5 protein-coding genes are annotated in these 5,277 nt (G+C 56.8%); all 5 read right to left on the reverse strand.

All coding sequences use genetic code 11. The annotated features are described in order from the left end of the window. Positions 1-448: 448 nt before the first annotated feature. The gene (locus ACR0ER_RS25340; protein ID WP_480771241.1) at positions 449-649 is read right to left on the reverse strand and encodes a hypothetical protein; all 201 of its coding nucleotides are present in this window, start codon (positions 647-649) and stop codon (positions 449-451) included. A gap of 628 nt (positions 650-1,277) precedes the next feature. After that, positions 1,278-1,880 (reverse strand): class I SAM-dependent DNA methyltransferase, encoded by a 603-nt coding sequence (locus tag ACR0ER_RS25345; RefSeq protein ID WP_480771242.1) that lies wholly within the window; start codon positions 1,878-1,880, stop codon positions 1,278-1,280. A gap of 246 nt (positions 1,881-2,126) precedes the next feature. Further along, positions 2,127-2,663, reverse strand: a complete 537-nt coding sequence (locus tag ACR0ER_RS25350; RefSeq protein ID WP_480771243.1) for a hypothetical protein — start codon at positions 2,661-2,663, stop codon at positions 2,127-2,129. A gap of 176 nt (positions 2,664-2,839) precedes the next feature. Further along, complete coding sequence (locus ACR0ER_RS25355; RefSeq protein ID WP_480771244.1) at positions 2,840-4,705, reverse strand: ParB/RepB/Spo0J family partition protein; 1,866 nt, start codon at positions 4,703-4,705, stop codon at positions 2,840-2,842. Between the two features lie 220 nt (positions 4,706-4,925). Then, a partial coding sequence (locus ACR0ER_RS25360) for a DUF3768 domain-containing protein (RefSeq protein ID WP_480771245.1) occupies positions 4,926-5,277 on the reverse strand: 352 nt, incomplete at its 5' end.

Below are 5,277 nucleotides of genomic sequence, written 5' to 3' on the forward strand. Positions count from 1 at the left end.
ATTTGTAACACAACTACCTTATCCTATCATATTCTCCAAGAGGAAGCCGGGAGTGATTTTAGAAATCTGTATTTTCTAAAATTGCTCCCGGAACAGTTTTGCTCTTGGAGGCAACCTCCACGCCGGGAAAAGGGTCCCGCCCCTTTTCCAGCCAGCAGGCGTGGGTGCCGGTGGATCGGCGCAGGGCAATCATGCTCCGCATGGGCTGCCCGAACAGCGCCCGTCACATTCCGGCACGTTCAAGTTCAGTATGACATTTTTCGCGCGCCTCAGCGCGCTCTGTTTCCCGCCGATTGCGCGGCGGGTGTGGCAGGGGTGCAAACTGCCGCGTTGCGGCCGGACGGTGCCCCTGCCCGGCCGTTAGGCCGCGCTCCACGTGTGGCGCAAATGTGGTCCGGCCTCTAGCCGGAGCAGAAGAAAGGGCGGCTTACGCCGCCCTACCCTCTCGTCATTCGGTGACGGGCTCGTCATCGGTGCGCTTCGGGAAGGCTACCATCTCAATGCCGGGGAACATGCTGTGCTTGACCTGGATTGAGGTGATGTTGCCTGTCTCATCGGTATTGACGAAGAGAACGCCGCACCGATCCCAGAAGTTTTTGCCTTCTTTTTCGCCAGTCTTGACGTTCAGTTTCAGAGTTTGAGTTGCCATTGTTTGATCCTCGCTATGGCGTGTTTCGATGAACATGGGAAAAGCGGGCATCAAGGGGACGTCAGCAGGGAATTTGGTCCGCGCGGAATGCGCCGCAGGCGCAGGGAAAATTCCCTGTTGAAGCGCGGCGCCCGGGCCGGGCGGCGCGCGTCTTCCCCGACTGCCCGCTTATGTTCATCCCTTCAGAAACACAGCAGCCGAGAATCATCTCCGGCAACGGGTTTGAACCTGTCAGGCCAGGTGAAGGGCAAGAACTCTGGGACCGCTGCGCGCAGGTCATCTGAACAAAGCGATGCGATTTGTGCCTGCAATATCACCTCGGTCCATAACAGGCGCAGTGCTCAGTTCAGGGTGCGGGTGGCCTTTCTGCGTCAAAGTGACCCTCGCGGCAAAGAGTGGAAGATCACCGGCGGTGCAAGCCGTGCGTTCCAATTGGCGGAGGCCAAGGACCGGACGGTCCGGCCCTGATCCACGCAAGCGTGGATCAGGTGATCAGCCGGACTCAACTTAAAATGGCGGAGTCTGACTAATGACCGCCGCTAGATCTCTAAGTTGAACTTTGCTGCCCGAGCCATACCAAAGGTCGGTTAATTGGGCGCAAGGGTTGCTCACGCATCCAAACAAAAGATCATTCCGTTTTTCGAACCCCCGCTCCAATCAGAACAGGCATGACCTGCTCATTAGATTTGAACTCGAATATACGCTCGACCCGAATTGAACCAAGCCTTGCCGCCTCAAGCGCGGCCTTCATTTGATTCAGCGTCAATCCGAAACCGTCATCATCTGACGCTTGCCAATCCCACTGCACGAAATGCCCTCCCTTGTTGAGCAAACCCGCCAATACTGCAACGGCGCCACTGTAATCCGGAAGAAAGGCGCAAACGGAAGAGGCGCAGATCAAATCGAAACCTGAAAACCCATTCGCTACTTTCGGAACATCTCCAGCCAGAATATCTCCATGAACTGCTCTAACATTGTGCAACTGCTTTGCCTGCAGGACGGCAATCATATTCTCCGAGGTATCAACCGCGACAACTTCCTCCACATGCGGCGCAATTTTCTCCGCCAGCAATCCGGTGCCGCATCCAAAGTCGAGCACGCGTTTCGATTGCCAATCCTTCCCACAAATATCCAGGTGTTCGTCCAGCGTGGTGAAAGCGCGATCCGCATAGCGTCTGACGTCGCTGTTGTCGTCCCATCCATCCGCATAGTCGTTCCAGTCATCAGTCATGTTGCTTGCGTTTCCTTGTGGGTTTGCATCGGCTCCAACACATCTGCGCTGAGGCAGACGCATCGATACGAACGCGCGACATTGGCTAGGTTGGCGACAACAGTCAACATGCGTTTGGAACGGCATATGGAGGGAATAGAGGCGACCTCGGCAAGCCTCTGCCGACGATCTTGCACACAAGAAAGAGGCCCACCGAAGCGGGCCACAAGTTTAACTAAAGGAAAGTCTGGAGGTATTGAAACCAGGCTAACGCTTGCGCGCGCGATCGACAACACCGTCGGCGGTGATCGTGGCAATGCGATCCTCGGTGCGGCGGGTCATTTCCACCCCGTCACCCGTCATATGAGCCTCGGCAAATTCGGTGAACTTGAAGATGCTGCCATCTGCTTCCACATGGGTTTCATCTTCCGCCGAGCGGCGTTTCACCGATCCGTCATGGCGGACTTCAATAATCGTGTTGTCGGCCATTCGAACCGTCACGGAATGCTCATCCACGGCCACACCCTGCCACCACATATCCGCATCGCGGCGCACAACAATCCGGTTTGGATGCAGTTTGATCTGCACATCTTGTGCGGCCTCTGGATCAGCGGCTTTGACGACAACAATCGCTTCCTGTGCGCTGGGGTCACTATGGATCGAGGCGCTTCCGTTTTTTGGCGGCCAGAGCTTTGGCTGTTCGCGCGGCTTGCCCTTCTGATCTGTATGAAACCCGACAAACATCTGCGCGGATTTCCAAACGCGGCGGGCCGCTTTCTCGAGCTTGTTCGATGAGGTGTCCATGGGTCTTTCCAAATCCGTTCTGATCAGGTGATCGCTTTTGAAAATGAGCCGGGTCACCGGCCTCTGATAGCTATGCGCGACGGAGTGTTCGCGCAATGCCACTTTGAGTTTTCATCATTGAGGCTAACACAGCCAGAGATTGATAGGCAGGGCGCGATGCGCCCTGCTTTGCTGGTTCATAGGCAATCCGGCACCCAGGCATCGATCTTCGCTTTCTGTGCCTCTGACACGCCCAGTGCGGCCTGATGCTCTTTGTCATTGAAGAGCTTGTGCATCGCCTCGTTCTTCGCGCCCTTCTTGGATTTCGCGAAGGCTTTGAACATGTCCGTGTCACCATGCAGGTCCAGCAGGTGTTTGTAGAGATCATCCAGCTGCCAGCCTTTCAACCGTTTGAAGCAGTTCTCAGCCGACGGGGTCCAGATCGCGCGCATGTCTGCGCCAATCTCAGCCTCGATCTCCGCCATGAACTCCGGGCGTTGAGTCAGAAACCGCCGCGCCAGAAAACCTGTAATCTCTCCGTTGCGGGTCTTCTTGCCCAGATCGCGAAACGCTTTGAAGGCCTCCACGCTGCCTTGTGCGGCCATCTCCTGGAACTGATCATTGGCTGCCTCTGCTGCCTCATCCCGTTCCCCGCCAAGACGCGGGTCGAGGATGAACTGGTCGTCAATCTCAGGCGTGTTCCGCTCGGCACCGCCATAGCCAAACCCAAACAGGGTGCTGGTCAGACCGGAGGCCGGGGTTGCGGTGAAGGCAAACAGGCTCAACACGTAATCAGGCTTTTCCAGCAGAGCCGTTTGAACCGCCGCCAACCGGATCGCCACCATGTCGTCGATGAACTTCTGCGAAAAGGCCGGTTTTGGTTTCTCCTTGGCCTCTGGCTCATTGACCGGGGCCAGAACACCTGCCTCAATGGCGGCCTGCACATGTTCTCCCGCGACATAGGCCGAGGATGTTTTGATCTCGCCGCTATTGCCGACATAGACAAACACACCGGACAGTATGCGCTGATCGTCGGAATAAAACGGCGCGGCATACTCCTCGAGCGCGGCCAGTTCCTTTTCGCCATCCTCATCCAGAGCCTCAGCCTCATAGAGTTCGGTCAGTTCGTCATACCGCTCGGCCTGTTCTTCGGTGAACTCCCGGCTCACCATCTCCAGACGGTGCATGCCTTCGATGCCCAAGAACCCATAGGGAATGTAGCTGTCTTCATGGGTGTCCACCCAGTCCCAGCCTTCCGCTTCGCGTAGCTTTGCTGCTTCTGCTGCCAGCTTTTCAGCAAAGAGACGATCCAGTAGCGCGCCTTCATTGAACAGGGTTTCATCGGCAAAGAGATCAGCGGTGACGGTGCCGCTTGCTTCAACAAAGGCCTCCCGCCCCACAAACACGGCCTTGCGGTTGGTGCTGCTGACAGCCTTCGACGTCAGGGCCTGCTTGACATCATGCTCACTAAACCACCGGCACTCTTTGGCCTGTTCCAGCACCTCCAGAATTTTCTCTTCTTCGGTGCTGACGGTCATGGCCTTGGCCAGACCCATGCTGATTTCACCCGCTTTGAGCGCGTCCAGAACTGCAGCGGGCAGTCCCGCCAGTGCGAGGCGGCGACGCACATGGGCTTCGGTCACGCCAAACGCATTGCTGATCTTGGCAACAGACAGGGATTTCTCCGCCATCTTGCCATAGGCGCGGACCTCATCCACCGGGTCCAGTTCCTCACGGGCGGTGTTTTCCGCATTGGCCCATTGCTCGGCCACAAAGGGGTTGTCTGTAACTTTCACCGGAACCTGTCCCAGATCAGCGCGCTCGGTCACGGCGATGTTCAGGGCTCGCAGGCGGCGGCCACCGGCGACGATGGCGACCTTTCCATCCGCATCGCGCAGACCGCTGAGGTTCTGGATCAGGCCACACATCACCAGACTGTCGGCCAAGAGGTCGATCCCTTCCTCGGCAACTTCCTGTCGTGGGTTCAGATCGGACAGGTAGAGATCGGACAGGGCGATGGTTTCGATGGTTTCCGGTGCGGTGAATGTTTCGACTTTGCTCATGGGGCAAATCCTTGTTTGGGTGTTTCGTTTCGTGTTAAGGGTGCCCTACCCCTCTTGGGGGGTAGAGCGAGGCCGCTTAAACGGCTGCGTTTTGGATCAGGAAGCGGCGTCCGATGTCGAAGTCATCGCCCTTCCTGATTGGCGCCCACGCTTCCGCGATACGCTGCTGCAAGATTTCATTGCTCAAGGTGTTCACCTCCTTTCTGATTTGGGATTGGGATCAATATTCGCTGGGGCACATGATGGTTAGGACGCGCCGCGTCACAGCTGGATCAAACGGGCGCTCGGACCCGTATGTATAATCCGTGTCGTACAGATCGATTTTCCAGAACAGCTTCTGGCCGTTGATTGTCACCGTTCCGAATGTGTGATCGCCGTAGGGGTCATTGCCCTCGTCAAACTGGTCATCCGATGCCACTGCAGCCAGAGCCGCAGTCTGAAACTCTACCCCTTCGCCTGACACCCCCGGCGTGACAAAAACCTGACCCTGAATGTCTTTGGACTGCATTTCAATCGCTGCACTCGGATCAATCAGGGTTTTCCGAAACAGGTCATTCTGGGCCGCAATCTCT

The organism is Ruegeria sp. CH8 (genome assembly GCF_056536985.1).